The organism is Mesorhizobium sp. M8A.F.Ca.ET.202.01.1.1, assembly GCF_004791595.1.
Classification (GTDB): Bacteria; Pseudomonadota; Alphaproteobacteria; order Rhizobiales; family Rhizobiaceae; genus Mesorhizobium.
On record NZ_SRUN01000015.1, the window covers coordinates 152,454 to 177,890 of the forward strand.

Consider the following 25,437-nt stretch of genomic DNA (forward strand, 5'->3'; position numbering starts at 1 on the left):
TACGCCGGGTGTAGAGCAAGACCACAAATCATGGCGATTTTGGCGCGGCCGACCATGTGACGGCGCCGGAGACGACCAAGACGGCCGCGGCGACGATGGAGGCGAGGAAGAAATCGCCCGACGCCTGGGCCAGAAGCCCGGCCGCGATCGGGCCGATGATCTGGCCAAGACCGAAGGAGGCGGTCATCAAGGCAAAGATGCGCCGGGGTGACTTCGGCGCCTGCTGCCGTGCGGCCTGCAGGCCAAGCGCCGTGATGGCAATGAAGGTGCCGCCGAGCAGCACGCCGCCAAGCAGCGGCCCCGTGCGCCCGCCGGCGGCGACGCTCGCGGTAACGCCGACAACTTCGACGAAGCACCCCAAGGCATAGGCGGCATAGAGCCCGATCCGCGCCGATATCTTCTGCCAAAGCCAGACCGAAGGGAAACCGGCAAGGCCGGCAACCATCCACACTTCGGCCTCGAAGACGCGGCTGCCGCCGCCTTGGCGGACGATGGCGACGAGGAAGGTCGCCGTCACCACATAGCCGAAACCGAACAGGCCATAGGCGACGATCGCCTTCATCAGCGACAGGTCTTTCGGCAGCGCCGGCTCGTGGACGGCTTCGCCATTGGTGAGCGGACCCTGGTTCGCCAGCAGCGCCACGGCGACGAAGCCGCAAGCCGAAATCGCGCCCGACCACAGCCAGCCCTGCGCCCAGCCGGCATGTTCTGTGACCAGCACGGCCATCATCGCCGCCGACATCGCGATGCCGAGGCCAACGCCGCCGAAATGCCATGCCTGCAGGTCGCCCCGCCCGGCCTCCGCGATATGGCTGAAAACGATGCTGGCCATGAACACCATGACGAAGGCGCTGGCCAGACCGGCCAGAAAACGGATGGCGAGAAAGGCGGCCATGGCATCGGTCAGCCCCATCAGGGCGGCCAGCACGGCGCTGGCACCGAGGGCTGCCAGCATCAGCGAACGCTCGCGTCCGTGCGCCCAGTTGCCCGCCGCCACCAACGCGCCGACGAGGTATCCGAGATAGTTGGCCGAGGCGATCCAGCCGGCATCGGCCGGCGACAGATGCAGTTCCTCCATCATGCCGGGCAGGATCGGCGTGTAGACGAAGCGGCCGATGCCCATGGCGACGGCCATGGCGATCATGCCGGCGAAGGCGTAGCGAAGCGCTGTCGATTGGGCCGATGTCATTGCAGTGCACAATAAATCTGCGCACGGGTGAAACAATCCGCCTTGTGTTGGGCCAGTGCCGGACCGCGCGCTCAGCAGCGCCCGCCGAACCCGGCGTTCAGCGAAACGGTCTCATGCACGGTCCGGCGCGCCGTCAAGCGGAACGGCACATCGCCGAGTTCGCGCTCCGACATCGCGTCAAGCGCGGGATGCGCAAGCGGATCGGTCAGCCAGCTCAGCGTGTCGACGTCGCAGCGCGTGTCATCCGACGAAGCGGCGGCGAACAGGACCTTCAGCGACGACAACATCCTCAGCATTTCCGGCTCCATGGGCCTGTCTCCGTCCATAAGTCAGCCGTTTCGGTATCTCTTTCAATTGAGATTTCGGCCGGGTCGGTTTAGAAAATCTCAAATGGCCATGCTCAACCGCGTTCATCTCAACGGCCTTCGCGCCGTGGAAACCGTCGCCCGTCTCGGCTCGCTCGCGACCGCCGCCAGCGAACTCAACGTTTCCGTCAGCGCCGTCAGCCAGCAGATCAGCCGCACCGAAAAGCAGCTCGGCCAGGCCCTGTTCGAGCGGACGACGAGCGGTCTCGTCCTGACCGAATTCGGCGCCGTCTTCGCGGCCCGCCTTGGCGCCGGATTTCGCGAGCTTGCGCAGGCCGTGGCACTGGCCGACGAGGCAACCCAATGCACATTGGTTGTTTCGGCGGCACCTGCGTTTGCCTCCAAATGGCTGCTGCCACGGCTGTCGCGGCACTTCGACCGGCATCCCAACGTGCTGTTGCGCATCGACGCCTCGGTGCGGCTGGCCAATCTCGATCATTCCGACATCGACATTGCCATCCGGCTTGGCGACGGCAAATGGCCGGGCGGGAAGGCGGAGCTCATTTTGGCGCAGGAAGTCTTCCCGGTCTGCGCACCGGGCATTGCAAGAAAACTGAAGTCGATCGGCGACCTTGCGCGGACCTGCGCCATCACCGACGAGCGGGCGATGATCAACTGGGAAAGCTGGTTCGCCGCTGCCGGCGTTCCACCCGTCAACTTCCAGAAAGGCGCGCGCTTCACCGACCCGATGCTGTGCCTGGAATCGGCGATCGCCGGCCATGGCGTGATGCTGGGCTGGCAATTGCTGACGGCCGATGCGCTGGCCGATGGGCGGCTGGTGGCGCCGTTCGGAATCCGCGCCCAGAGCGGCCTCGGCTACTGGCTGGTGACCTCCGCCACCAAGCCTGAAAGCCGCAAGGTCCGGGACTTCAAAATCTGGATCAAGGAAGAGATCGCGGCGACCATGGCGCAGTTCGGATCGTCGGTCGCGGGGCCCAGTGGCGCGATCGCGGTGGAAAGCGCCGCGGTACCGGTCTATGTTCAATCATAAATCCCACGACGACAGGCAGGATCATGACCACACATTCGCGCGGCGTTTCCGCAACGATCGACCCGGTGAAGCTCGACAGGCTGGCGGAAGTCGCCATCAAGGTCGGGCTGCAATTGCAGCCCGGACAGGACCTGGTGCTGACATCGTCGATCGCGGCGCTGCCGCTGACCAGGCGCATCGTCGAGCACGCCTACAAGGCCGGCGCCGGGCTGGTGACGCCGATCTTCAACGATGACGAGATGACGCTGGCGCGCTACCGCTTCGGCGCCGATGCCGGCTTCGATCGCGCCGCCGGCTGGCTCTATGAAGGCATGGCGAAGGCCTTTTCCAACAATGCCGCCCGGCTCGCCGTACGCGGCGAGGATCCGTCGCTGCTGTCGGCGCAGGATCCGGCGAAGGTGGCGCGCGCCAACAAGGCCAATTCGATGGCCTACCAGCCGGCGCTGGAGAAGATCACCGGCTTCGACATCAACTGGAACATCGTCGCCTATCCGGATCTGGCCTGGGCCAGGCAGGTTTTCCCCGGCGACGCCGACGACGTGGCGGTGGCGAAACTCGCCGACGCCATCTTCGCCGCCTCGCGTGTGGATGTCGAGGACCCGATCGCCAACTGGAAGGCGCACAATGCGGCCTTGCGCGGCCGCACTGAATGGCTGAACGGCCACGATTTCCATGCGCTGCATTTCACTGGACCCGGCACCGACCTGACTGTCGGGCTGGCGGACGGCCATGAGTGGATGGGCGGCGCCTCGACCGCCAAGAACGGCGTCACCTGCAATCCCAACATCCCGACCGAGGAAGTCTTCACCACGCCGCATGCGAGGCGGGTCGAGGGCCATGTTTCCTCGACCAAGCCGTTGTCCTACCAGGGCACGCTGATCGACGACATCTCGGTGCGCTTCGAGGGCGGGCGGATCGTCGAGGCCAAGGCCTCGAAGGGCGAGGACGTGCTGAAGAAAGTGCTCGACACCGACGAAGGCGCGCGCCGCCTCGGCGAAGTGGCGCTGGTGCCGCATTCCTCGCCGATCTCGGCCAGCGGCCTGTTGTTCTTCAACACGCTGTTCGACGAGAACGCCGCCTGCCATATCGCGCTCGGCCAATGCTATTCGAAGTGCTTCGTCGACGGCGCCTCGCTCAGCCAGGACGAAATCGCGGCGCGCGGCGGCAACAAGAGCTTCATCCACATCGACTGGATGATCGGCTCGGACAAGATCGACATCGACGGCGTCGCCAAGGATGGCAGCCGCGTGCCGGTGATGCGCAAGGGTGAGTGGGCCCAGGGGCTCTAGCCGGCGGAGGTGTGATGGCCTTCGATATCGCGGTCAAGCGCGTCTACGAAGCACCCGGGAAGGCCGATGGCCAGCGGGTGCTGGTGGATCGGATATGGCCGCGCGGCGTCGCCAAGAAGGACGCCGCGTTGACGCTGTGGCTGAAGGAGATCGCGCCGAGCAACGAACTGCGCAAATGGTTCGGGCATGAGCCGGAGCGCTGGGCGGAATTTCAGAAGCGGTATTTTCTCGAACTGGATCGGAATGAAGAGGCGTTGGCGAGTTTGCGCGCCCTGCTCCGCGACGGCAAGGTAACGCTTCTCTACGGCGCCCATGACGAGGCGCACAACAACGCGGTGGCGCTGGCGAAATACCTGCTTCGTCATCCTCGGGCTTGACCCGAGGATCCATGCCGTGACTTTCATCGAAGGACGCGACGGGGCAGAATTCTCAACCGCTGCAGCACGTTAGCGTCACGGCATGGATCCTAGGGTCTGCGCCGCGTCGCTTCGCTCCTTGCTCCGCCCTAGGATGACGACGGCATAGGGTGCCGCGCTTAACGAACTTTACTTTACAGCCTCCTCATAAACATCCGCCTTGAACCCAACCAGCACCCGATCCCCCACTTCAAGTACCGGCCGCTTGATCATGGTCGGCTTGGCCAACATCAGCTTCTTCGCCTTCTTCTCATCCAGCCCTTCCTTGTCCTTGTCCGGCAGTTCGCGGAAGGTCGTGCTGCCCTTGTTGAGCAGCTTTTCCCAACCGACCTTGCCAACCCAGCCATTCAGTCTGTCAGCCTCGATGCCTTCGGCCCGATAGTCATGAAAACGATAGGGAACGTCATGGCTCTCCAGCCAGACGCGCGCCTTCTTGATCGTGTCGCAATTGGTGATGCCGTACATGGTGATCGTCAAGACGTGCTTCCTTTGGGCTGACCGTCGAATCCGTTTCGCAACCTAGAACCGCCCTTCCCGCTTTGCCAGAAGCTCGTGAAATTTGCCGCTTGCAAACACTAAGGAATTTACCTAAGTATTAATGACCACTTTTGACGACCCAGGACCATCGATGACCAGCCTCCAGAGCGCAAATCCGATCCCCCCGCCGATCGATGGTATTTTTCGCGCGCTTGCCGACCCGACACGGCGGCGCGTGGTCGAGCGACTCAACAGGAGCCCCGCTTCGGTCAGCGAACTGGCACAGCCTTTCGAGATGGCCCTGCCTTCCTTCATCGACCATCTCAAGATTCTCGAAGGCTGCGGGCTGGTTCGGTCGCAGAAGACCGGCCGGGTCAGGACTTACGAGCTTGCGCCCGAGCCATTGAAGCTCGCCGAAAGCTGGCTGGCTGAGCAGCGCACGCTCTGGGAGCGCCGCCTCGACCAGTTCGACGCCTATGTGATGAAACTCAAGGAGCAGGAAACATGAGCTATCCCTTCAAGCCGGATCCCAGGCTGGACCTCGTGCTGGAGCGCGTGCTCGACGCGCCGCGCCAACTGTTGTGGCGCGCCATGACGACGCCAGAGCATGTCAGGCAATGGTTCACACCAAAACCATGGGTGATCACCGACTGCGAGATCGACCTCAGGCCAGGCGGGTTGTTCCGGACACGCATGCAGTCGCCCGACGGCAACGAGGTCAGCGACCGCCATTGCTGCTATCTGGAGATCGTGCCGAACGAGCGGCTGGTATGGACGGATGCGCTGCTGCCGGGTTACCGGCCGTCAGGTGAACCGTTCATCACTGCTGTGATTTCGCTGCAGCCGGATGGCGGCGGCACGCGCTACACCGCCACCGCCATCCACCGCGACGAGGCGACCCGCGACAACCATGAAGAGATGGGTTTCTTCGACGGCTGGGGCACGGTAGCCGATCAGCTTGCGCAATATGTGAAGACGATTTGAGCTTCCTGGGTGGCGGCCAGGGCATCGCTGGCCGCCATGTTGATCTCCGCCTTCGCGGCGAAGAGCGCGGACTCCGGAAAGCCAGCTGTGTTTCCGACCTCAGTAGTAAAAACGCTCTTCGGCGATCTTGCCGTTCTTGACCGTGTACAGGCCAACCTCATCCATGGTGACGCGCTGGCCGGTGGCCTTCGGCGTTATGTCGAACGTGAAGCGCAACGCGAACTGGTCGCCGTTGACATAAGGCCCCTCGACGGAGCCGCCATGGACTTCGTGGTTCTCTTGCCACCATTGGCTCTTCTGCCTGAGGGCCTCCTTGCCATGGCTGACCGCCATCGGTCCCTCCATGGCCTCGTAGCTGGCGATGTCATCGGCATTGTACTTTTCGGCGGCACCTTGGTTGTTACCCTGCTTGAGCAGTTCGGTGAAATCCTTGGCAATTTCCGCGATGGTCATTTGATGTTCCTCCTGTTCAGACGCACTCGAAGTAGGGGGGTGATCGCCGGCCCGCCACCTTTGCCCGCATGACAGCTGACAAGCTGTGTCAGGACGATCGATATAGCGCGGTGGTGTGACGGCGATTGCAGGAGCGCGGACAGCAGCCTTGGTTGCAGAGGCACGCCAATTCCGCGATGCTGGGTGCATGTGTAACCTCTACAACATCACCACGACACAAGAGGCGGTCCGCCAATGGACGCGCGCACTGCGCGATATCAGCGGCAACCTTGAACCATCCGTCGACATCTATCCCAATCAGCCCGGCCCCGTCGTCCGCAACACGGCAGACGGGAAGCGTGAGCTGGCCAGACTGCTTTGGGGGTTGCCAACGCCACCTGAGCGCATGAAGGGAAAGGCCGACTACGGCACGACCAACGTTCGCAATCCACAATATTCGCACTGGCAACAGTTTGTCGGGGTCGAGCATAGATGCGTCGTGCCGGTCACCAGTTTTGCCGAACCCAGCCCGACACCGAGTGACAAGGACCCAGAAACCGGCATCCAACGCAACTACTGGTTTGCCCGTGACGATAGCCGACCGCTGTTCTTCTTCGCCGGATTCTGGACCCGTTGGCAGGGTATTCGAAAGGTCAAGGACGGACCCGGCGACTTCGAGTTATTCGCCTTCATGACAACCAAGCCAAACGCCCTGATCGCGCCGATCCATGAGAAGGCTATGCCAGTAATCCTGACCACGTGGGAGGAGACCGAGGCCTGGCTTACAGCACCTTGGGCAGAAGCACGGCATTTGCAGCGAACGGCACCAGACAACGCGTTGGTGATCGTTGAGAAGCCAGCCACACAAATCAAGTTTCCGCAGCAGGCACCGGCGCAAGGATCTCTGTTCTAGGCTAAGGGATAGCCGCGTTCCTCATTCCTCGTCTCGCCATATTACACGGCGAACCATGCGGATTTCGACAAGGCGTCTCACACGAATTTTCAAGCGCTCCGCAGCACTCGGCAAAATTATGTCGGCATCAAGTTCGCGAAGCTTGCAGCGCTCGCACCGCATATGCCGTTCGACATCCCAAAAGGGAATGTCACCGACAAGCTTCGCGAGATCGCCAGGCAGATAATGCCGGGTGATGTTGCAGTGCCGGCATCGGACACGAATGAGTTGCCCGACTTCGTGCGCGAGGCATAGGGTTTGCACATTTCGGCGCGGTCGGGTGCTCAATTCCGGCATCAACTAATTTAGGAATGTCTTCCTACATTAGTCAATTCCTACTTAGTTTCCTTGGTCGTTCGTCCACATGTCGATCAGGCCAACCCCACGGCCGTGCGGGCGACCTTGCGCAGTTGAATGAGGCTAGCTGGGCAGCATGGGGCAGTTGGCGCCACGGCGCAGGCTGACGTGCGCCACGTCGCCGGCGCTGAATTGAAACCCCTCGGCCTGGCGGGGCGCGTCGATGACAACGGGCATGCCTTGCCCCAGTTCGGCATGCAGGCGCAACGTGCGGCCATGGAAGACGATGCTGTTGACCCGCGCCGGCGCCGTGCCGGGCGCAGCCTCGGCGGCCGCCAGCAAATCCTCCGGGCGCACGCCGATGGTGCGGACCTCGCCTTCGCCGGGCCACTGGCCGGTTTCGGAAATGGCCTCCAGCGGCAAGGTGCCGGCGGTGAAACGCAGGCGGTGGCCATCCCGGCCGACAAAACGTGATTGCAGGAGATTCATGGTGCCGATAAAGCTCGCCACGAACTTCGTGGCCGGCCGGTCATAGAGGGTCGCCGGCGGCGCGATCTGCTCGATGCGGCCCTTGTTCATGACGACGATGCGGTCGGAGATCGACAGCGCCTCGGTCTGGTCGTGGGTGACCATGACGAAGGTGGTGCCGAGCCGCGACTGCAGCCGTTTCAGCTCCACCTGCATCTGTTCGCGCAGATGCGCGTCGAGCGCCGACAGCGGCTCGTCGAGCAAGAGCACGCGCGGCTCGCAGACAATGGCGCGGGCAAGCGCGACGCGCTGGCGCTGGCCGCCCGACAGTTCCAGGACGCGAGCGCGAAGCTTGTCGGCGAGTCCGACCATCTCCAGGGCTTCGCCGACGCGCTTTGCCTGCTCGGCGCCGGACAGTTTTCGCAGGGACAAGCCGAAGCCGACATTTTCGGCGACGTTCATGTGCGGAAACAGCGCGTAGTCCTGAAACACGGTGTTGACCGGCCGCTCGAACGGCCGAAGGGCCGTGATGTCATGACCGTCGAGCAAGACCTCGCCGCTCGACGGGCTTTCGAAGCCGGCAATCACACGCAGGCTGGTGGTCTTGCCACAGCCGGACGGCCCGAGGAGCGTGATGAATTCGCCGCTGACAATGTCGAGATCGACGGTATCGAGTCCGACGATGCCACCTGGAAAAACCTTGGAAACCGCCTGCAGCCGGACGAGTGGATCAGGCGCCATCGCGAACCTCGGACGGCTTCGTGGTGTTGACCCAGAGGATCTGGCACTGCTCCGCGCCGGGATTGCGGAAGGCGTGCAAAAGCGTACTCTTGAAGGCAAAACTGTCGCCGGTCTTCAGCCCGTATTTTGTCGAATCCACCACCAGTTCGACCTCGCCCGAAAGCACGAAGCCGAATTCATGGCCGGCATGGGCGTAGGCTTCCGCCGTGCCGCCACTGGCTTCCACCGTCACCAGCATGCCGGTCAGCGTCGCGCCGGGCGGCGACAGCAGCGCCTTGGCGATGCCTTCGGATTTCACCGGGATCTGCCGCCTTTTGTCGGCGCGCACGCAATAGAGATCATTGACCGCATCGTTGCCGTCGGCGATCAGCGCTGACGGCTCGATGTCGAGCGCGGCGGCGAGCGGCCAGATCACCTTGACGCGCAGCGAGGACATGCCGCGCTCGATCTGGCTCAGCGCGCCGATCGACATGCCGGCTTTTGCCGAGAGATCGGCCAATGACAGGCGGCGCTCGAGCCTGAGCGCCCGCACGCGCCGGCCGACGCGAACGTCGGCATCGTCCTTCGGTTTTTCGGCGGCCTCGTCAAGCATGTCCATGTGCAAGTCCTCGTTTGCTTCTTCCTTCTCCCCTTGTGGGAGAAGGTGGATCGGCGCGTAGCGCCGAGACGGTTGAGGGGTGAGTGACAGATCGCCGCCGGCGCCAAGCTGGAGCACCCCTCATCCGTCGCCTTCGGCGACACCTTCTCCCACAAGGGGAGAAGGGAAGGCCGTAGCTTACCCGCCAGCCTTCACCTTCTCGAACATCTTCGCCATATCGTCGTTCTGTTTCATCGGCCCGGTGAAGATCGTGCTCTTCAGCATCACCTCGGGGTCGGACGGCAGTTGCAGCTTCTCCAATTCGTCCTTCGGCACGCCGGCGAAAGCGGTGCCGAGCGAGCTGCCATAGCCGTAGGACTGGATCAGGAATTTGCCGGAGTCAGCGTCGAGCCGGCTGTTGATGAAGTCATAGGCGAGATCGACGTTCTTGGCGTCCTTCAGCATGACGAAGCCGCAGGCCCAGGTCAGCATACCCTCCTTCGGCTTCATGAACTCGACCGGCACGCCTTGCTTCTTGAGCGACGTGGCCGATGCATTCCAGGTCATGGCGGCGACCAACTGGCCACTGGCCAGGGCCTGCTCGACCGAGGTCATGTCGGTGGTGTAGCTCGACAGCAGCGGGCGCTGTTCGCGCAGCTTTGCCGCGACCTTGTCCATCTGCTCCGGTGTCATGTCGAAGGGGTTCACGCCTGCCAGAAGAGCCGCGACAATCGGGGTGTCATGCACGGCGTCGATGGTCGCCATACGGCCGGCATATTGCTTGTCCCACAGAAGGTTCCAGCTCGCTTCGGGGTTCTTCACCAGGTCGGTGCGGTAGAGGATCGAGGTGTTACCCCAGTCCCATGGCACCATCCAGACCTTGCCGTCGCCAGCCTGCAGGTCGGGCAGGTTCTTGAACACCGGGAAGATCGAATCCCAGTTCTTGATGCGCTTGGTGTCGATCGGCTGCAGCAGGCCTTCCTTGTTCCAGCGCGCCACCTTGTCATAGCAGGGGTGCGCGATGTCGGGCCGGAAGCCGGCCTTGACCTTGGTGAAGGCATCATCGTCGTCGCCGAAGATCGAGGCCTCGACGCCATCGGGGTGCGCGGCGAGGAAGCTCTTGTTGAAATCGGGCAACTCATAGCCCGACCAGGTGAAGTATTGCAGCTTCTCGGCGGCGAGCGCCACGGTCGACGACAGTGCGAGCGCAAGTGCCGCGAGGCCGGCGCGGACCGTGTGTCCCGATACCGATTTCAGGTGGAATGCCATTTTCGTTCTCCTCTTCGTTGTTATGGTCAGGCTGGATTGCGGCGCGCGGCGCCGAGCCCGCGATGGCGCAGGATCTCGGCGGTGCCGGCGATGATGAACGATATGGCCAGGATCACCGTCCCGAGCGCCATGACGGTCGGCAGCGATCGGGGGAAGCGCAGCTGGCTCCAGATGTAGAGCGGCAATGTCGGCTCGGTGCCGGCGAGGAAGAAGACGACGATGAATTCGTCGAAGGAGATCAGGAAAGCAAGCATGAAGGCCGACAGCACGGCCGGCAGGCTGAGCGGCAGCATGACGCGCCGGAACGTCGTCCAGTCGGAAGCGCCAAGGTCGAGGGCTGCCTCGCGAACGGTCCTGGGGATTGCGGCGAACCGGCTGCGCATGATGACCACGGTGGTCGGCAACGCGACCAGGATATGGCCGAGAACGATGGCGATGCGCGATGGCCCGAGGCCGATCAGGTTGACAAGGATCAGCAACGATATGCCGACGATGACGCCGGGGATGAGGATCGGAAGCCGTGCGATGGCGCTGATGGTGGCGGCCAAAGGAGAGCGGCCATAGAGATCCATATAGGACACGGTGATGCCGCACAGCGTGGCGCCCGAGGCCGCGATGGCGCCGATGACGAGACTGTTGACGAGCGCACCCGACAGTGCCGGATTGCCGTAGAGCGTGGCATACCATTGCAGCGTGAAGCCCTGCAGCGGAAACGCGGCCTGGATGGAATCGTTGAAGGAAAACAGCGGGATCAGCAGGACCGGCAGATAAAGGAAGATCAGATAGGCAAGCACATAGAGGCCGAGCCAGCGACCATCCCGTTTCATGCTGGCGCGCCCTGTTTTCATGTGCGGCTGCCAAACCGGCGGTCCGCGCCGCGCGCGACCAACACCACGAGCAGGATGACCAGCATGACGCAGACCGAAAGGGCTGCGCCGAACGGCCAGTCATTGGCCTTGCCAAACTGCGACTGGATCAGCGAGCCGATCATGGTGCTGGCCGGACCGCCCACCATGGCCGGCGTGACATAGTCGCCGACCGTCGGCACGAAGACGACAAGCGCGGCGGCCAGCACGCCCGGCATCGAATTGGGCAACACGACCCGACGGAAGGAAGTGAACGGCCTCGCGCCCAGATCGGAAGCGGCCTCGATCAACGATTTCGGGATCGTGTCCAGCGCCACATAGATCGGCAGGATGGCGAACGGCGCATAGGCGTGCGCGAGCGTGACGACGACAGCGGCCGGCGTGTTGAGGAAGGCCAGTGTCGGCTCGGACCAGATGCCACTTTCGATCAGCGCCGAATTCAACACCCCATTGTAGGCCAGCACGATCTTCCAGGCGAAGACACGCAGGAGATAGCTGGTCCAGAACGGCAGCGTGACCAGGAACAGCAGCAGACCGCGTCGCCGGCCGGCGTGAAAGGCAAGATAGTAGGCGACGGGGTAAGCAGTTACGACCGTGGCCAGCGTGACCAGCGCGGCGATGATCAGCGAGCGCAGCGTGACCGTCCAGTACAGCGGATCGGAAACCACGGTGATGAAGTTGGCCAGGCTGAAGCCGGCGCCAAGCAGCGACCCGTCATTGCCGCGGAAGGCGAGGAAAAGCACCAGGCCAAGCGCAAACAGGATCAGCAGGAAGGTGACCAGCGCGCCGGGCAGCAACATGGCGAACCGGAAGCCCGATGAAGCCCGGGTCTCTGGCACATGTGCTGCAACTAGGGTCGACATCGACCTGCCCGTCCCAGGATTTTGAAATTGACTAAGGATTTTTCATATTTGTGAAACTGTCAAGCGGATTCAGAGTACTGCGCTGCTGTGAACGGCGATCTCGCATTTGAGGTACAGTTGCCGTCGGCAATAAAACCCGACGCGGATTTCACATTTCTGAAAGAACGGCTTCAATGAAGAACCGGTTATGGCAGCTCGAATTTGCCCCCGGACGGGATAGACCTTTGAGTGGAATCCGGTGAAAGTGCCGCGCCGATCCGGCCAGAATTTTCGATCCATTCGAGGAACCCAACTCATGACCAATCCGACACATCTGCCCTCCGAAGGCCTGTTTGTCGGGCGCGCCAGGAGCGGCGATGTCTCCCATCCCATGGTGGTCACCGTGCGTGACGGCACCGTCTTCGACATCACCTCGAGCGCGGCGCCTACCGTCCGTGACGTCTGCGAGTTGGCGGATCCGGCCGGCCATGTGGGCTCGGCCAAGGGCACTCCCATCGGTTCTGTCAGCGACATCGCGGCCAACAGTTTCGAAGCCACGCGCGATCCGGCAAAACCCTTTCTGCTGTCCCCGGTCGACCTGCAGGCGATCAAGGCATCCGGCGTCACTTTCGTGGTCAGCCTGCTCGAACGGGTGATCGAGGAACAGGCCCGCGGCTCGGCGGAAAAGGCCGACGCCATACGCGCCGACATTGCCGGCCTGATCGGCCATGACCTGTCCAAGCTCAAGCCTGGTTCGCCCGAGGCGATGGAAATCAAGGCCAAGCTGATCTCGCGCGGCGCCTGGTCGCAATATCTGGAAGTGGGCATCGGCCCCGATGCCGAGATCTTCACCAAGTGCCAGCCCATGGCCTCGGTCGGCTTCGGCGCCGATGTCGGCCTCCACCCGGTGTCGACCTGGAACAATCCGGAGCCAGAGATCGCCATGATCGCCGCCTCGAGCGGCAGGATCGTCGGCGCCACGATCGGCAACGACGTCAATCTGCGCGACGTCGAAGGGCGCTCGGCGCTGCTGCTCGGCAAGGCCAAGGACAACAACGCCTCGGCCTCGCTTGGCCCCTTCATCCGGCTGTTCGACGAGACGTTCTCCATCGCCGATGTGAAGCAAGCCGTCGTGCGCCTGAAGGTCGAGGGCGAGGACGGGTTTTCGCTGGAGGGGGCGAGCTCGATGGCCGAGATCAGCCGCTCGCCGGAGGAGCTGGTTGCCGCGGCCATGGGGCCGCACCACCAGTATCCGGACGGGCTGGCGCTCTATCTCGGCACGATGTTCGTGCCATCGAAGGATCGCGGCGAAAAGGGCAAGGGTTTCACGCACAAGGTCGGCGACATCGTCACCATCTCGTCGGAAAAATTCGGCGCGCTGGTCAACCGCGTGCGGCTGTCGCCCGATTGCCCGCACTGGACCTATGGCGCCAGCCATTTGATGCGCGACCTCAGCAAGGCCGGCCTGCTCTAAGCGGCTCTTCAGGGGCTTTCGCCCCAAGTGACCGCCCAACATGATCGGGACAGTCCGCCGGGCTAGCCTCGGCGACAATCATCCGACTGCCTGGAAAAAATCACTCCCAACTGATGCGATCTGATGGGGTCGTTGATGGCGCCGTGTCAGGCGCCAACTACATCTGCAGATGGAGGCTTGCCATCCGTCGAAAAAGGGGATGCTCTTAGGCATCCGAGCGGCGCTGGCAAAAGACGCAATCCGGCCGAGGCCGGGACAAGGGACGGATCATCTTCAACCGGGAGGAAATCACATGCTGACGAGACTAAGACTTGTGCTCTACGGCCTGCTGGTCGCGCTGACGGTCATTCCGGCAGCCGCGCAGGCCAAGACGTTCTACTGGATCTCACATGGCGGGCCGGCCGACCCTGTCTGGACCTACTTCCTCGCCGGCGCCAAGCAATGGGCCAAGGACACCGGCAACACCGTCAACACCTCTTTCCACAATGGCGACGTCGCCTCGCAGCAGGAGGCGGTCCGCGCCGCCCTCTCCGCCAAGGCCGACGGCATCGTCACCACCAGCCCCGATCCGGGCAGCCTTGTCGAGATCGTCAAGGAAGCGCGCGCGGCCAACGTCCCGATCATCAACTTCAACACGCCCGATCCCAAGGCCAATTTCAACGCCTATGTCGGCGGCGACAACGTCACCTTCGGCAAGCACTGGGCGCAGTATCTGGTCGACAAGGGCCTGGTGAAGAAGGGCGACTTCGTCTGGATGCCCGTCGAGGTCCCCGGCGCCACCTATGGCGTGCAGGAAGAGGAAGGCATCAAGAGCGTCTTCGGCCCGCTCGGCATCACCTATGAAGTGACCGAGGCGACGCTCGACCAGGCCGAGGTGATCAACCGCATGGTCGACTACCTCACCGCCCACAAGGGCAAGGTCAACGCCATCATCGGCCTGGGCGACCTCGTCACCGGCTCGATCAAGCGCGTGTTCGACCAGGTCGGCGTCAAGCCGGGCGAAATCCCGGTCGTCGGCTGGGGCAACTCGCTCGACACCACCCAGGAAGTGCTGAACGGCTACGTCAATGCCGGCCAGTGGCAGGACCCGCAGGCGACCAGCTACGTCGCGCTGTCGCTCGCCAACATGGCGGCGTCAGGCATTCCTCCGGGCTTCAACGTCATCACCGGCGCGCTGTACGAAAAGGACACCGCGGCGGTCTATGACAAGATCCTGTCCGGCAAATAACCCGCGATCCCTGGCGCCGCGCATCTCGCGGCGCCAGCTATCTTCCTGCGCCGCGGCATGTCCACCCGATGCGGTGGAGGTCGCGGCCCGTTCCAACCATGTCGCGGGTTCCCAGTGGAAAATCATTCGCTCGTCCAACGCCTGATCGCGCGGCCGGAATTCGGACCCTTCGTTCTGCTCATCGCCGAGATCGCCGTTTTCTGGGGTTTCAACCACGACTTCCTGTCGCCGCAGAACATCTCTAACACGCTGGCCTTCACCGTCGAACTCGGCCTGATCGCGCTGGCGATGACGCTGTTGATGACGTCGGGCGAATTCGACCTTTCCGTGGGGTCCCTGTTCGGCTTCTCGCCGGTACTGATGTGGACGCTGTTCAATGCCGGCGTCACCTCGCTGGAGATGGGCTTCGTCGTCGCGCTGGTGGTTGCCGCCTTGATCGGCCTGGTCAATGGCTGGTTCGTGACGCAGCTCAAGATCCCGTCCTTCCTGGTAACGCTCGGCATGCTGCTGGTGGTGCGCGGCAGCGCGCTTTTCATTACCGACGGGTTTCCGCAGCGCACCTGGAGTGCCGAGGGCAGCCGGCTGGCGGAGGCGCTGGTCGGCGATTTCTTCATCGGACCGTTCCGCATCTACATGTCGCTGTTCTGGTTCATCGCCGCCGCGATCGCGCTCGGCTACGTCTTGACGCAAAGCCGGACCGGCAACTGGATCCAGGCGGCCGGCGGCAATCCCAACGCGGCGCGCGCCCGCGGCGTCAACGTCAACCGCGTCAAGGTCGGCCTGTTCGTGCTGTCGTCGCTCATGGCCTCGCTTGCCGGCGTCATTTCCTCGCTGCGCACATCCGCCGCCAACCCAAACAGCGGTACCGGCTACGAACTCGAGGTGATCGCCATGGTGGTGATCGGCGGCACGGCGCTGACCGGCGGGCGCGGCACCATCATCGGCACCGTGCTCGGCATCCTGATCCTGCGCGTCATGCGCAACGGCATCGTGCTGATCGGCGTGCCCGGGCTTGCCTACAACATCTTCATCGGCGCGATCATCCTTGGCATGATGGCGTTGCATTCGTGGCTGGAACGCCGGCACCAGGCGGGGACTTGAACCATGGCCGAGCCATTGATCCGCATGCAGAACATCCGCAAGTCCTATGGCCGCGTGCAGGCGCTGGTGGACGCCAATTTCCATGTCAACGAGCGTGAGATCGTCGGCCTGCTGGGCGACAACGGCGCCGGCAAATCGACGCTGATCAAGGTTCTCTCCGGCGCGGTGCCGCTGACCAGCGGCGACATCTTCATCCGCGGCAAGAAGGTCACCTTGCGCAGCACCAGCGATGCCATCGCCCACGGCATCGAGACCATTTATCAGGACTCCGCCCTGGTCACGCAACTGTCGATCGCGCGCAACCTGTTCCTGGGACGTGAGCCGATCAAGCCGCCGCGCTTCCTCAACCGCATGGACCAGGAGGCGATGAACACGGTCGCCCGCGATCTGCTCAAACAGGTCGGCATCTCCAAGAACATCCCGCCGACGACGCCGATCGGCTCGCTCTCCGGCGGCGAGCGCCAGGCGGTCGCGATCGCGCGCGCCATGCATTTCGACAGCGACCTGATCATCCTCGACGAGCCGACCAACAATCTCGGCGTCGCCGAAACACAAGGCGTGCTGAGCTTCGTGCGCAACGCGCGTGATTCTGGCCACTCCTGCATCTTCATCGCGCACAACATCCACCATGTCTTCCAGGTGGTCGACCGCATCGTCGTCATGCGCAGGGGCAAGGTGGTCGCCGACGACATCGATCCGAAGACGACGACCGTGACGGAAGTCGAACGCATCATCACCGGCATGTCGGAAAAGGACATCCGCGACGCCCTCGCCGATGGCAAGCCGGGGCACTGAGGGAGCATCGGCATATAGGGTCGCGGCATGAAGGCCACCGTCTCCGACATCGCCAGGAACTGCGGGCTGTCGACCGCCACGGTCGACAGGGTGCTCAACAATCGGCCCGGAGCGAGTGCCGCCAACCGGCAACGCGTCATGGAGGCCGCCAAGCAGCTCGGCTATCTGCCTGTCGCCGACCAGGTGACGCTTCCCTCGAAGCCCGCAAACCTCGAATTCTTCCTGCCGATCGGCAGCAACGCCTTCATGCAGGATCTGGCAAAGCATATCGAGGACTACGCCTCACGCCTGCCGCTGGTGGCATCCTGCCGGATCCACAATCTTGCCGGCATCTCGCCCAATGCCCTGCAGACAGCGGTGGAAAAATTGTCGCTGCGCGCCAACGGCGTCGGGGTCATCGCGGTCGATCATCCCAGGACACGCAACATCCTGCGCGACATCGTCGAGGCCGGCATCCGCCTGGTGACGCTGGTATCCGATATTCCGGCCGCACCGCGCTCGGCCTATGTCGGCATCGACAACCGCGTGGCGGGACGGACGGCAGCCCTTTTGATGGGACGTTTCCTTGGCGGCCGCGAGGGGCGGCTGGCGATGGTCGTCGGCTCGCGTTCCTATCGCGGCCATGAGGAGCGCGAGATGGGCTTTCGCTCCGTACTCGGCGAGGAATTTCCCAATCTCACCGTCAGCAGCGCCGTCGAGATCAATGACGAACCCGATGCCAGCTATGCGGAAACCATGAAGGCGTTGCGCAACGAACCGGAACTGCTCGGCATCTATTGCGTCGGCGCCGGGCGCTCCGGCGTTGCCAAGGCGATCCGGGAAGCCAGGCCCAACCGCAAGCCGGTGTTCATCTGCCACGACCTGACGAGGGAGACGCGCGGCTATCTCGTCGACGACCTCACCGACGTCGTCATCGACCAGAACGCCAGGTTGATCGCGGAGCAGTCGGTCATCCAACTGCTCGGCTCGATCGCCTCATCGGCGCCCTATCTCACACGCAAATTCATCGAGCCGCGACTGATTTTCCGGGAAAACGTGCCGGTGCAGTGAGGGCCACTTTCCCGAATTCGCGCGGCGCCACGGCGAATCTGCACAGCAGCTATGCACAATTCATTGTTGCCGAATCATTGGGCAATTCGTAGTTTCTGGTTGTCGGCCATCTACTCCTCCCAGATGCGATGCCGACGCTGAATGGGGCGCACCTCCTCCCGCGCCACATTCGAAATCGAGCCCGCTGCCACCTCCTCCCGGCAGCGGGCTTTTTTCGTTCCGATCGGCAGCAATCGCGACGCCGCCACGCCAAAGGGTGAGGCCCGGTCCTTCCCGGTCACGGAATCGCATGGATCGTTGGCAGTCCGGCAGGTGTCAGTTTGCTGCAGTTCCCCTGAAGGAAACGATCAGCCCTTCCGCCATACGCACGAACTGCGTGCTGGGGCCTTCGGCGCCGACGGTCTGCACGCTGACACGCGCGCCTTCAAACAGCAGCGACAGCGTATCGGCGAGAAGTTCGGCCTGGCCGATACCGGCATCCCGGCAGAGCCCGACCAGGCGTTCGCGCTGAGCTTCCTTGAGCTCCTTGATCACGCGCCTTGCCGGATGATCAGGTTCGGTCAGTTCGGCGGCGGCATTGGCCATGTCGCAGCCGCGGCCATCGGCGTTGAGCATGGCGGCGGCCTTGCGAACCCAGGCATGAAGCTGGGCGAGTTTGTCGCCCGGATACTCGGCCTCGAAAGTTTCCCACATCGCGCCGGCTTTCAACGCGTTGGCGCGCAGGCATTCGACGATCAGTTCGTCCTTGGACTCGAAGTGACGATAGAGCGTCATCTTGTTCGTGCCGGCAGCCTCGGTGATGGCGTCGACACCGACGCCCTTGATGCCGTGCTTATGGAACATGTCACGCGCCGTCTCCAGAATCCGATCCCGGGGACGAGAGCGCTCCACGACGCCGTCTGTCATCATGATCTCCTTTCGTTTCCAAAAAACCCTCGGCCACCTCTTGACTAGGGTGTTACCGGTCTGTAACTTCCAGCATGTTACTTACTGGTAACACCTATAGCGTCCGTCGTCAATAACAAGGTCGTGAACTGGTCCTACCAGATCGAGATGGACGAAAAGATTGCCAATCATGCGGCTTCGGCCGGTGAAGAGATGAAAAACGGTTCGTGAGCATGGGCTGCGAATCGACAGACAAGGAGCCGGCCAATGCCACAGCGCCGCGATCTTACCATAGATGAGGCCGTCCGGGATCCGATGATCCGGCTGGTCATGAAAGCAGATGGGGTCGACCCCCGCGCCTTCGAGAACATGTTGCGCTCGCTTGCCGATGGGCAGCGTCGCGGGGTGCCGTTGCTGCGTTCACGGGAAATGTCCCGTGACGGGCATGGCCAGTTGTCCAGGGTCGCCAACGCCTTCGGGCGGGTAAGAGCGGCTGGAGAGGCGTGCGTGTCGTGGTAAACTTCTTCATCCATCGTCCGATCTTCGCCTCTGCGATCGCCATCATCATGGTGCTCGCCGGGACGATTTGTTATTTCTTGCTGCCCGTGTCGCAGTTTCCCGACATCACGCCGCCGCAGGTCGTGGTCAGTGCCCACTATCCGGGCGCCAGCGCGCAAGTGGTGGCAGACACCGTGACGACGCCGCTGGAGCAGCAGATCAACGGCGTGCAAGGCATGACCTACATGTCGTCGACGAGTTCCAATGACGGCTCGTCGACCATCACCATCACCTTCGATGTCGGCTATTCCTTGAGCACCGCCGCTGTCGACGTCCAGAACCGCGTCTCGCAGGCGGCATCCTCGCTGCCGGCGATCGTCAACCAGGGCGGCGTGACGATCAAGAAGCAGAACCCGAACTTCGTGCTGATCGTCAACCTGACCTCGCCCGACCATTCCGTCGACCCGGTGGCGCTCTCCAACCTGGCCTATCTGCAGGTGGTGGATCCGCTGAAGCGGCTGCTTGGCGTCGGCGACGTGCAGATCTTCGGCGAACGGCGCTATTCGATGCGCGTCTGGCTCGACCCGGACAAGCTCGCCAATCTCGGCATCACCGCGGTCGACGTCCAGAACGCCATCGCCGAACAAAACGTGCAGGTGGCGGCCGGCAAGATCGGCCAATCGCCGGCGCCAGCCGGCACCGCTTTCGAGATGCAGGTCAACGCCGTCGGCCGGTTGAGCGATCCGAAGGAATTCGGCGACATCGTCGTGCGTGCCAACACGGATACGGGTTCGCTGGTGCGGCTGCGCGACGTCGCCCGTATCGAGCTTGGCGCCCTGCAATATTCGTCCTCGGCCTTCTTCGGCAAGGACCCGACCGTGGTGCTCGCCGTCTATCAGATGCCCGGCTCCAACGCGCTCGATCTGCAGCAGCGCGTCAAGGACAAGATGCAGGAACTGTCGGCCCGTTTTCCCAAGGGCGTCGACTATGCCATGCATTACGACACGACGCGCTTCGTTTCGGCCTCGATGCATGACGTGCTGATCACGCTCGGCGAAGCCCTGGTGCTCGTCGTGGCGGTGGTGTTCATCTTCCTGCAGAGCTGGCGCACGACCATCATTCCGACCATCGCCATTCCGGTGTCGCTGGTGGCGACGCTCGTCATCATGGAGATGATGGGTTTCTCGCTCAACATGCTCTCGCTGCTCGGCATGGTGCTGGCGATCGGTCTGGTCGTCGACGACGCCATCGTCGTGGTCGAGAATGTCGAGCGACAGTTGGAGGCCGGGCTGAAACCACTGGCGGCGACAAAAGCCGCCATGGCCGAGGTGACAGGTCCGATCATTGCGACCACCGCCGTGCTCATGGCCGTGTTCGTGCCGGTTGCCTTCATTCCCGGTGTCTCCGGAAAGCTCTACAACCAGTTCGCGCTGACGGTGGCGATCTCCGTCGGTATCTCCGCATTCAACTCGCTGACGCTCAGTCCCGCGCTCAGCGCTGCCTTCCTGCGCCATCGCGGGGAGACGCAATTCTTCCTGTTCCGCTGGTTCAACACAGGCTTCGACAGGCTGTCGCATGCCTATGCCCATGGCGTGCGCATCCTTATCCGGCTGCGCTGGATCATGCTTGGCCTGTTCGCGGCCGGCCTGGTCGCCACCTATTTCGTCTGGCAGAAGCTGCCCTCGACCTTCCTTCCGGTCGAGGACCAGGGCTATTTCTTCGTCGTCATCCAGCTGCCCGACGGCGCTTCGCTTGAACGCACCGATGCGGTGGCGCAGAAGGCGCGCGACATCCTGCAGGCGACTCCCGGCGTCGACATCGTCGGCTCGATCAGCGGCCTGAATTTCCTGACCAGCGCGGCGCAGTCTAATTCGGCTGTCGAATTCGCCATCCTGAAGCCGTGGGAGGAGCGCGGCCCCGACCAGAGCGCCTCCAAGTTGGTCGCCGACGTGCGCATGAAGCTGCTGCAGATCCCGGAGGCCTTCGCGCTCTCCTTCGATCCGCCGTCCATCCCCGGCATCGGTACGACAGGCGGGTTCGAATTCGTCGTCGAGGACCTCACCGGCCGCGGCAGCACGGCCCTCAACGATGCCACGCAAGCGGTGATCGCCGAGGCGCGCAAGCAGCCGGAAATCAATCCGCAGCAGCTGTTCTCGCCGTTCTCGACCTCGACGCCGCAGTTCAACTACAATCTCGACCGCGCCAAGGCGAAACTGCTCGGCCTCAACCTGCCCGACGTCTTCAACACGCTGCAGATTTATCTCGGCTCGCTTTACGTGAACGACTTCAACCTGTTCGGCCGCACCTTCCGGGTGACCATCCAGGCCGACAAGGATTCTCGTGCGGGTGCCGCCGATATTTCACGGCTCTATGTGCGCAATGCCTCCGGCGGCATGGTGCCACTCAGTACGCTGGGCAAGCTCGTGCCGTTCGTCGGCCCGGAAACCGTGCCGCACTACAACAACAATGCCTCGGCCACCATCAATGGCGGCGCCGCGCCCGGTTATTCGTCGGGCCAGGCGGTCGCCGCCATGGAGCGGGCCGCGGCGACCGCGCTGCCCAGGGATTTCGGTTTCGAATGGACCGGCATCACCTTCCAGGAGCTCAAGGCTGGATCGATCGCGTCGGTTGTCTTTGCCCTCGCCATCGTCTTCGTCTTCCTGATCCTGGCGGCGCAGTACGAGAGCTGGGCGATGCCGTTCATGGTGCTGCTGGCCGTGCCTCTCGCCCTGTTCGGCGCGTTCGCCGCACTTTGGGTGCGTGGCATGCAGATCGACGTCTATTCGCAGATCGGCTTCGTCATGCTGATCGGCCTGGCGGCCAAGAACGCCATTCTGATCGTCGAGTTCGCAAGACGGCGGCGCGAGGAAGGCCTCACCATCGTCGAGGCATCGATGGAGGCCGCCCGGCTGAGACTGCGGCCGATCCTGATGACCGCGTTTGCCTTCATCCTCGGCGTGGTGCCGTTGATGATCGCCACCGGCGCGGGTGCCGCAAGCCGTCAGTCGATCGGCACCACCGTGTTTGGTGGCATGGTCGCGGCGACCGTCCTGTCGCTGGTGTTCGTGCCTGTCTTCTACGCGGTCATCGAACAGCTGCGCGAACGGCGCGGCGGCGACGAGCCCGCCTCTCAACACACTGAACCAACGGCCAAACCCGCCTTCCCTCCCCTGGCGGAAGCGGCCGAATAAGATTGGAGAATCATCATGCGTAAATGGAAAATCGCGTTGGGAACGGCTGTCGCGCTGGGTGCGATCTCGGTGGCCAGCGTCCACCTGCTGGACATGGGCAATCTCAGCCTGAATGCCGGCACGGCCGGGGCCGCGCCCGCTCCAGCCGCGTTCGTCATGCCGGTGCCGGTGGCGAGCGTCGTCAAGAAGACGATCCCGATCTACCTCGACTATGCCGCGCGGACCGAGCCGATCCGCAGCATCACGCTGCAGGCGCGCGTCCCTGGCTACCTGCAGGAACAGACGGCGCAAGACGGCGCCGATGTGCGGCAGGGCGACACGCTCTACAAGATCTCGCCCGACGACTTCCAGGCCGCGCTCGATCAGGCGAAGGCCCAGGTGCAGCGCGATACGGCGACGCTCGACTATGCGCGTTCCAATCTCGGCCGCGGTACCGAGCTTGCCAAGAGCGGTTACCTGGACAAGGACAGCTTCGACCAGCGCACCAGCACCTTGCGCGAGGCGCAGGCGTCGCTGGCGCTCAACCAGGCCGCCGTGCGCACGGCCGAGCTCAATTTGAGCTACGCTGAAATCCATGCGCCATTCCCCGGACGCCTGGGCCGCAACCAGGCCTCCGTGGGAACGCTGGTCAGCGTTGCCGGCACCGTGCTCAACACGCTGGTGCAGCTTGATCCGATCTACGTCACCTTCAATCCAAGCGAGAGGGATCTGGCGCAGATCGAGGAAGCGCGTGCTGCCGGCCCAATCGAGGTCGAGGTCCTGCTTCCGGGTGAGACCGAAGCCCACCAGAAGGGCGAGCTCACCTTCATCGACAATACGATCGATCACTCGACCGGCACGATCACCACACGCGCCACCATCGGCAACGCCAAGTTCACGCTCTTGCCAGGCCAGTATGTTCGCGTGCGGCTGCACGTCAAACAACAGCCCGACGCGCTGATGGTGCCGCAGGTCGCGCTGGGATCAAGCCAGCTCGGCAAATATCTCTACGTCGTCGGCAAGGGCAATACGGTCGACCAGCGGCTGGTTTCGCTTGGGCCGACCAGCGGCGACATGGTCGCCATCCTCAGCGGCGTCGCCGAAGGCGACCAGGTGATCACAGGCAATCTGCAGAAGATCGGCCCCGGAATGCCGATTTCGCCCCTCCCACAGAAACCGGCTACCTGACTCCCCCGCAGGCCCGGTTTCCGCGCGGCGCCCTCGACCCTTTCTCAGGTCGCGGGCGCCGTTTTCACGAGCAGACCGACCAGAGCGGCGACGTCGGCGCGATCGGCCTTTGCCGGCGGCATGAAGGCGCAATAGGGGTGCCCCAGGCGCACCGAGACGGAAGAAAGCGCAATCAGCCGGCCCGCATCCAGATCGGCCTGGGCCATCACCCGCTGTCCAAGGGCAATGCCGAGGCCCAACCGAGCCGAGGCTATCGCCAGGCTTGAGAGGCCGACGCGGCGCCCCTGCGACGGGTCGGGCGACCGGTTGCCGCCGCATGCCGCGAACCAATCGGCCCAGCTCGGGTGCGAGGCATAGTTCGGCCCCCAATTGGTGTGGATGAACAGGCTCTCATGCAGATCGGTGAGGCCCGTATCGCCATTGCCGTGCCGCTGCCAGAAGTCCGGCGCGCAGACCGGCAGCACATCGTCATGGACCAGGCGGACCATCCGCAGGCCGGGATAGTGATAGTCGCCATAGCTGATGCGCAGGTCGACGTTCTGGCGCATCAGATCGATCGGATCATCCTCGGCACGCACGTCGATCGCCATGTGCGGGAAGGCCTCGAGGAGCACGGCCAGCCTCGGCGCCAGCCACAGTTCGGCCAGCGAGAATGGCACGCTGACGACAAGCCGTGTCCTCAGGCCGCCTTCGAGCATGCGCTGGCCGATGGCGGCAATGTCACCGAGCGCACGCGCCGTCTGCGGATAGATGGCGTGGCCGGCGTCGGTCAGCGCGATGCGATTGCCGGTGCGCACGAACAGTTGCTTGCCGAACCAGGTTTCGAGATTGCGGATCTGCTGGCTGACCGCCGCCGAGGAGACGCCAAGCTCGCTCGCGGCCAGTGTGAAGCTGCCGGCGCGGGCGGCGACCTCGAAGGCCTTGATCGCATTCAACGGCGGCAGCCGGTCCACATCAGCCTCCAGAAGTTTTTCTTGGCCAATCCTAATAATTTTCCACGTTGAGAGAAAGAATTTTTTGCCGTCTTCTGTGCCCAACCTTGGAGCTTCCCGATTGGAGCATACGACATGGAAGACATTCTCGACCTCGACCGCTATCCGCTCGATCGCGAAGGCAGCCCCGAATGGGATCGCCTCGTCGAGCAGTCGCTCGCCGCGCTCGCAGCCGACGGCATGTTCAATCTCGAGGGCTTTCTGCGGCCCGGTATCGCCGAACAAGCGGTGCGGGAAATCAAGCCGGTCATGGACGCGCGGTCCCATGTCCACAAGCGTTTGCACAACATCTACTTCAAGCCCAGCATTCCGGAATTGGCACCCGACCACCCGGCGCTGCGCAAGGTGGAAACCATCAGCCACACCGTCTGCGCCGACCAGATTCCCGGCAGCACGGTGATGGCGATCTACGAATACGAACCGCTGGTGCGTTTCCTCGCCGCGACGATGGGCAAGGCTAGGCTGCATGTCATGCAGGATCCGCTGGCACGCACGAATGTGATGGCCTATCGCGCCGGCGAAGCGCTGAACTGGCACTTCGACCGTTCGGAATTCACCACCACGCTGCTCCTGCAACAGGCGGAGCACGGCGGCGACCTGGAGTATCGCACCGATCTCAGATCGGATGAGGATCCAAACTATGACGGCGTTGCCAGACTGCTCGAAGGGCGCGATCCCGAAGCCAGGGTCCTGCGCATGAAGCCCGGTACGCTGAACGTGTTTCGCGGCAAGAACACCGCGCATCGCGTCACCACGGTCGAAGGCGACCGCGAACGGATGATCGCGGTGTTCTCCTACTATGAGAAGCCGGGCGTGATGTTCAGCGATGAGGAGCGTGTCGGTTTTTATGGCCGCGCGGCTTGATTCAGCCCAGCCGGCCGGGCTGCCAAGCAAAGCTCAG

26 protein-coding genes are annotated in these 25,437 nt (G+C 63.3%); 15 read left to right on the top strand and 11 right to left on the bottom strand.

Going from position 1 to position 25,437, the window contains the following annotated elements; all coding sequences use genetic code 11:
* Window positions 1–28: 28 nt before the first annotated feature.
* On the bottom strand, window positions 29–1,189 hold the full coding sequence (locus EN845_RS28140; RefSeq protein ID WP_127873072.1) for a YbfB/YjiJ family MFS transporter: 1,161 nt from the start codon (window positions 1,187–1,189) through the stop codon (window positions 29–31).
* Window positions 1,190–1,260: 71 nt separating this feature from the next.
* Window positions 1,261–1,485 (bottom strand): hypothetical protein, encoded by a 225-nt coding sequence (locus EN845_RS28145; RefSeq protein ID WP_127873071.1) that lies wholly within the window; start codon window positions 1,483–1,485, stop codon window positions 1,261–1,263.
* Window positions 1,486–1,579: 94 nt separating this feature from the next.
* On the opposite strand from EN845_RS28145, the gene EN845_RS28150 reads away from it, so the two are divergent.
* The 3 genes from EN845_RS28150 to EN845_RS28160 are packed head-to-tail and all read left to right on the top strand — an operon-like array spanning window position 1,580 to window position 4,211.
* Window positions 1,580–2,545, top strand: coding sequence for a LysR substrate-binding domain-containing protein (locus EN845_RS28150; protein ID WP_127873070.1), 966 nt, complete (start codon window positions 1,580–1,582; stop codon window positions 2,543–2,545).
* 23 nt (window positions 2,546–2,568) lie between these two features.
* The gene (locus EN845_RS28155; RefSeq protein WP_127873069.1) at window positions 2,569–3,834 is read left to right on the top strand and encodes an aminopeptidase; all 1,266 of its coding nucleotides are present in this window, start codon (window positions 2,569–2,571) and stop codon (window positions 3,832–3,834) included.
* Between the two features lie 14 nt (window positions 3,835–3,848).
* Complete coding sequence (locus EN845_RS28160; RefSeq protein ID WP_127873068.1) at window positions 3,849–4,211, top strand: DUF488 domain-containing protein; 363 nt, start codon at window positions 3,849–3,851, stop codon at window positions 4,209–4,211.
* A gap of 168 nt (window positions 4,212–4,379) precedes the next feature.
* Here EN845_RS28160 and EN845_RS28165 read toward each other — a convergent pair whose 3' ends face one another.
* The gene (locus EN845_RS28165; RefSeq protein ID WP_127873067.1) at window positions 4,380–4,727 is read right to left on the bottom strand and encodes an ArsC family reductase; all 348 of its coding nucleotides are present in this window, start codon (window positions 4,725–4,727) and stop codon (window positions 4,380–4,382) included.
* Window positions 4,728–4,878: 151 nt separating this feature from the next.
* Here EN845_RS28165 and EN845_RS28170 point away from each other — a divergent pair, with 151 nt between their 5' ends.
* Complete coding sequence (locus EN845_RS28170) at window positions 4,879–5,235, top strand: metalloregulator ArsR/SmtB family transcription factor (protein WP_127873066.1); 357 nt, start codon at window positions 4,879–4,881, stop codon at window positions 5,233–5,235.
* On the top strand, window positions 5,232–5,711 hold the full coding sequence (locus tag EN845_RS28175) for an SRPBCC family protein (protein WP_127873065.1): 480 nt from the start codon (window positions 5,232–5,234) through the stop codon (window positions 5,709–5,711). Before EN845_RS28170 ends, EN845_RS28175 begins: the two co-directional genes overlap by 4 nt.
* A 99-nt stretch (window positions 5,712–5,810) precedes the next feature.
* Here EN845_RS28175 and EN845_RS28180 read toward each other — a convergent pair whose 3' ends face one another.
* Window positions 5,811–6,164, bottom strand: coding sequence for a SnoaL-like domain-containing protein (locus EN845_RS28180; RefSeq protein ID WP_127873064.1), 354 nt, complete (start codon window positions 6,162–6,164; stop codon window positions 5,811–5,813).
* A 187-nt stretch (window positions 6,165–6,351) separates the two neighbouring features.
* On the opposite strand from EN845_RS28180, the gene EN845_RS28185 reads away from it, so the two are divergent.
* Both EN845_RS28185 and EN845_RS36655 read left to right on the top strand, forming a co-directional pair.
* Window positions 6,352–7,056: an SOS response-associated peptidase gene (locus EN845_RS28185; RefSeq protein WP_127278567.1), complete on the top strand. Its 705-nt coding sequence runs from the start codon at window positions 6,352–6,354 to the stop codon at window positions 7,054–7,056.
* 162 nt (window positions 7,057–7,218) lie between these two features.
* On the top strand, window positions 7,219–7,350 hold the full coding sequence (locus EN845_RS36655) for a hypothetical protein (protein WP_272483024.1): 132 nt from the start codon (window positions 7,219–7,221) through the stop codon (window positions 7,348–7,350).
* Between the two features lie 165 nt (window positions 7,351–7,515).
* Here EN845_RS36655 and EN845_RS28195 read toward each other — a convergent pair whose 3' ends face one another.
* The 5 genes from EN845_RS28195 to EN845_RS28215 form a co-directional block, all read right to left on the bottom strand.
* A complete protein-coding gene (locus EN845_RS28195; RefSeq protein ID WP_127873063.1) occupies window positions 7,516–8,601 on the bottom strand; it encodes an ABC transporter ATP-binding protein in 1,086 nt (361 codons plus the stop codon).
* A complete protein-coding gene (locus EN845_RS28200) occupies window positions 8,591–9,199 on the bottom strand; it encodes a cupin domain-containing protein (protein ID WP_127873062.1) in 609 nt (202 codons plus the stop codon). The genes EN845_RS28195 and EN845_RS28200 overlap by 11 nt, the downstream gene beginning before the upstream one ends.
* 177 nt (window positions 9,200–9,376) lie before the next feature.
* Window positions 9,377–10,447 (bottom strand): ABC transporter substrate-binding protein, encoded by a 1,071-nt coding sequence (locus tag EN845_RS28205; RefSeq protein WP_127873061.1) that lies wholly within the window; start codon window positions 10,445–10,447, stop codon window positions 9,377–9,379.
* Window positions 10,448–10,473: 26 nt separating this feature from the next.
* Window positions 10,474–11,295: an ABC transporter permease gene (locus tag EN845_RS28210; protein WP_167531504.1), complete on the bottom strand. Its 822-nt coding sequence runs from the start codon at window positions 11,293–11,295 to the stop codon at window positions 10,474–10,476.
* Entirely contained in the window at window positions 11,292–12,176 is an 885-nt protein-coding gene (locus EN845_RS28215) for an ABC transporter permease (RefSeq protein ID WP_127873059.1), read from the bottom strand. The genes EN845_RS28210 and EN845_RS28215 overlap by 4 nt, the downstream gene beginning before the upstream one ends.
* A 295-nt stretch (window positions 12,177–12,471) precedes the next feature.
* Here EN845_RS28215 and EN845_RS28220 point away from each other — a divergent pair, with 295 nt between their 5' ends.
* From EN845_RS28220 to EN845_RS28240, 5 genes are all read left to right on the top strand, one after another.
* Window positions 12,472–13,629, top strand: a complete 1,158-nt coding sequence (locus EN845_RS28220; protein ID WP_127873058.1) for a fumarylacetoacetate hydrolase family protein — start codon at window positions 12,472–12,474, stop codon at window positions 13,627–13,629.
* Window positions 13,630–13,921: 292 nt separating this feature from the next.
* Complete coding sequence (locus EN845_RS28225; RefSeq protein ID WP_127873057.1) at window positions 13,922–14,857, top strand: substrate-binding domain-containing protein; 936 nt, start codon at window positions 13,922–13,924, stop codon at window positions 14,855–14,857.
* A 114-nt stretch (window positions 14,858–14,971) separates the two neighbouring features.
* Window positions 14,972–15,958, top strand: coding sequence for an ABC transporter permease (locus EN845_RS28230; RefSeq protein ID WP_127873056.1), 987 nt, complete (start codon window positions 14,972–14,974; stop codon window positions 15,956–15,958).
* A 3-nt stretch (window positions 15,959–15,961) separates the two neighbouring features.
* Complete coding sequence (locus EN845_RS28235; protein WP_127278976.1) at window positions 15,962–16,753, top strand: ATP-binding cassette domain-containing protein; 792 nt, start codon at window positions 15,962–15,964, stop codon at window positions 16,751–16,753.
* Between the two features lie 27 nt (window positions 16,754–16,780).
* Window positions 16,781–17,803 (top strand): LacI family DNA-binding transcriptional regulator, encoded by a 1,023-nt coding sequence (locus tag EN845_RS28240; protein ID WP_127873055.1) that lies wholly within the window; start codon window positions 16,781–16,783, stop codon window positions 17,801–17,803.
* A 315-nt stretch (window positions 17,804–18,118) separates the two neighbouring features.
* Here EN845_RS28240 and EN845_RS28245 read toward each other — a convergent pair whose 3' ends face one another.
* Window positions 18,119–18,709 carry a TetR/AcrR family transcriptional regulator gene (locus EN845_RS28245; protein ID WP_127873054.1) on the bottom strand — a complete coding sequence of 197 codons (591 nt, stop codon included), beginning with the start codon at window positions 18,707–18,709 and terminating at the stop codon, window positions 18,119–18,121.
* A gap of 491 nt (window positions 18,710–19,200) precedes the next feature.
* Here EN845_RS28245 and EN845_RS28255 point away from each other — a divergent pair, with 491 nt between their 5' ends.
* Together EN845_RS28255 and EN845_RS28260 are read left to right on the top strand one after the other, a co-directional pair.
* Window positions 19,201–22,377, top strand: coding sequence for a multidrug efflux RND transporter permease subunit (locus tag EN845_RS28255; RefSeq protein WP_127873153.1), 3,177 nt, complete (start codon window positions 19,201–19,203; stop codon window positions 22,375–22,377).
* 15 nt (window positions 22,378–22,392) lie between these two features.
* Window positions 22,393–23,544, top strand: coding sequence for an efflux RND transporter periplasmic adaptor subunit (locus EN845_RS28260; protein ID WP_135907134.1), 1,152 nt, complete (start codon window positions 22,393–22,395; stop codon window positions 23,542–23,544).
* Window positions 23,545–23,588: 44 nt separating this feature from the next.
* Here the strand turns inward: EN845_RS28260 and EN845_RS28265 are convergent, their stop codons facing one another.
* Window positions 23,589–24,497 carry a LysR substrate-binding domain-containing protein gene (locus EN845_RS28265; RefSeq protein WP_127873053.1) on the bottom strand — a complete coding sequence of 303 codons (909 nt, stop codon included), beginning with the start codon at window positions 24,495–24,497 and terminating at the stop codon, window positions 23,589–23,591.
* A 114-nt stretch (window positions 24,498–24,611) separates the two neighbouring features.
* On the opposite strand from EN845_RS28265, the gene EN845_RS28270 reads away from it, so the two are divergent.
* On the top strand, window positions 24,612–25,400 hold the full coding sequence (locus tag EN845_RS28270) for a 2OG-Fe(II) oxygenase (protein WP_127873052.1): 789 nt from the start codon (window positions 24,612–24,614) through the stop codon (window positions 25,398–25,400).
* Window positions 25,401–25,437: the final 37 nt, after the last annotated feature.

Coding starts and splice junctions, on each gene's coding strand:
- EN845_RS28235 (WP_127278976.1), top strand. CDS start 15,962: ATGGCCGAGCCATTGATCCGCATGCAGAACATCCGCAAGTCCTATGGC.
- EN845_RS28220 (WP_127873058.1), top strand. CDS start 12,472: ATGACCAATCCGACACATCTGCCCTCCGAAGGCCTGTTTGTCGGGCGC.
- EN845_RS28260 (WP_135907134.1), top strand. CDS start 22,393: ATGCGTAAATGGAAAATCGCGTTGGGAACGGCTGTCGCGCTGGGTGCG.
- EN845_RS28225 (WP_127873057.1), top strand. CDS start 13,922: ATGCTGACGAGACTAAGACTTGTGCTCTACGGCCTGCTGGTCGCGCTG.
- EN845_RS28155 (WP_127873069.1), top strand. CDS start 2,569: ATGACCACACATTCGCGCGGCGTTTCCGCAACGATCGACCCGGTGAAG.
- EN845_RS28160 (WP_127873068.1), top strand. CDS start 3,849: ATGGCCTTCGATATCGCGGTCAAGCGCGTCTACGAAGCACCCGGGAAG.
- EN845_RS28215 (WP_127873059.1), bottom strand. CDS start 12,176: ATGTCGACCCTAGTTGCAGCACATGTGCCAGAGACCCGGGCTTCATCG.
- EN845_RS28210 (WP_167531504.1), bottom strand. CDS start 11,295: ATGAAAACAGGGCGCGCCAGCATGAAACGGGATGGTCGCTGGCTCGGC.
- EN845_RS28185 (WP_127278567.1), top strand. CDS start 6,352: ATGTGTAACCTCTACAACATCACCACGACACAAGAGGCGGTCCGCCAA.
- EN845_RS28240 (WP_127873055.1), top strand. CDS start 16,781: ATGAAGGCCACCGTCTCCGACATCGCCAGGAACTGCGGGCTGTCGACC.
- EN845_RS28145 (WP_127873071.1), bottom strand. CDS start 1,485: ATGCTGAGGATGTTGTCGTCGCTGAAGGTCCTGTTCGCCGCCGCTTCG.
- EN845_RS28175 (WP_127873065.1), top strand. CDS start 5,232: ATGAGCTATCCCTTCAAGCCGGATCCCAGGCTGGACCTCGTGCTGGAG.
- EN845_RS28170 (WP_127873066.1), top strand. CDS start 4,879: ATGACCAGCCTCCAGAGCGCAAATCCGATCCCCCCGCCGATCGATGGT.
- EN845_RS28200 (WP_127873062.1), bottom strand. CDS start 9,199: ATGGACATGCTTGACGAGGCCGCCGAAAAACCGAAGGACGATGCCGAC.
- EN845_RS36655 (WP_272483024.1), top strand. CDS start 7,219: ATGCCGTTCGACATCCCAAAAGGGAATGTCACCGACAAGCTTCGCGAG.
- EN845_RS28245 (WP_127873054.1), bottom strand. CDS start 18,709: ATGACAGACGGCGTCGTGGAGCGCTCTCGTCCCCGGGATCGGATTCTG.
- EN845_RS28205 (WP_127873061.1), bottom strand. CDS start 10,447: ATGGCATTCCACCTGAAATCGGTATCGGGACACACGGTCCGCGCCGGC.
- EN845_RS28150 (WP_127873070.1), top strand. CDS start 1,580: ATGGCCATGCTCAACCGCGTTCATCTCAACGGCCTTCGCGCCGTGGAA.
- EN845_RS28195 (WP_127873063.1), bottom strand. CDS start 8,601: ATGGCGCCTGATCCACTCGTCCGGCTGCAGGCGGTTTCCAAGGTTTTT.
- EN845_RS28180 (WP_127873064.1), bottom strand. CDS start 6,164: ATGACCATCGCGGAAATTGCCAAGGATTTCACCGAACTGCTCAAGCAG.
- EN845_RS28140 (WP_127873072.1), bottom strand. CDS start 1,189: ATGACATCGGCCCAATCGACAGCGCTTCGCTACGCCTTCGCCGGCATG.
- EN845_RS28270 (WP_127873052.1), top strand. CDS start 24,612: ATGGAAGACATTCTCGACCTCGACCGCTATCCGCTCGATCGCGAAGGC.